The organism is Acidovorax delafieldii 2AN (assembly GCF_000175235.1).
Classification (GTDB): domain Bacteria; phylum Pseudomonadota; class Gammaproteobacteria; order Burkholderiales; family Burkholderiaceae_C; genus Acidovorax; species Acidovorax delafieldii_B.
Map to the genome: position 1 here is coordinate 1 of NZ_ACQT01000537.1, position 1,098 is coordinate 1,098.

At 71.6% G+C, this 1,098-nt stretch carries 1 protein-coding gene; it reads right to left on the reverse strand.

Translation table 11 applies throughout. The features are described 5' to 3' along the window. The coding region (locus ACDELDRAFT_RS22865) for an LLM class flavin-dependent oxidoreductase (RefSeq protein WP_005801529.1) at positions 1 to 989 on the reverse strand (989 nt) is incomplete at its 3' end. Between the last annotated feature and the right edge of the window lie 109 nt (positions 990 to 1,098).

A 1,098-nucleotide genomic window follows, 5' to 3' on the forward strand; every position in this document is an offset into this window, starting at 1 on the left:
GCTTCGGCCGCGATGTCCAGCGAGCGCAGGCGCAGCGCCGGATCGTACACGTCGCTGACCAGCATGAATTCGTCGGCGCCCGTGGTCTTGCGCAGATGGGCCAGCCCGGAGCGCACCGTATCGGGCCCGCCGATCACGGCGGCCGCCAGAAAGTCGGCAATGGCCGCGCGCTCCTGGGGGTGCAGGCGTTCGGCGAAATGCGGGGCGGGGGGCTTGAGGCGGCTGCGCTCGCCCGTGAGGATGCCCAGCACGCGCTGGTAGGTGCTGCTGGCCAGGTAGTCGGCTTCCTCGTCGGTGGGGGCACCGATCAAGGGCACGCCGATGACCACGTAGGGCTCGGGCCATTGGGCCGATGGCCGGTAGAGGCTGCGGTACAGGTCGAGGGCCTGGTGCAGCAGGCGCGGGGCGAAATGCGAGGCAAAGGCATAGGGCAGGCCGCGCTCGGCCGCCAGCTGCGCCGAGAACAGGCTGGAGCCCAGCAGCCAGATGGGTACGTTGGTGCCCGCGCCGGGCATGGCGATCAGGCGCTGGTCGGGCGTGGAGGGGGCCAGCAGGCGCTGCAGTTCGGCCACGTCCTGGGGAAAGTCATCGGCAGTCTCGACGCGGCTGCGGCGCAGGGCGCGCATGGTGGTGGGGTCGGTGCCGGGGGCGCGGCCCAGGCCGAGGTCGATGCGCCCGGGGTACAGCTCGGCCAGTGTGCCAAAGGCCTCGGCCACGACCAGGGGCGCATGGTTGGGCAGCATCACACCCCCCGAACCCACGCGGATGTGCTGCGTGCCCCCCGCGATATGGCCCACCAGCACGGCAGTCGCCGAGCTGGCGATGCCCGCCATGTTGTGGTGCTCCGCGAGCCAGTAGCGCCGGAAACCCAGCGATTCGGCGTGTTGCGCGGTGCGCAGGGCGATCTGCAGCGCCTCGGCGACGGTGCCGCCTTCGCGCACGGCCACCAGGTCCAGCATGGAAAGAACGGGGCGTTTCTTGTCGGTCATGGGGCCATTGTGGGCCTGCGGCGCTGGCGCTGCAGGGCGCGTGCGAGATGGGCTTGCGCCGGCAAGGTTGACTGCTGGCGGGCCGGCTTGGCAGGCCTTGCCTGGGGCG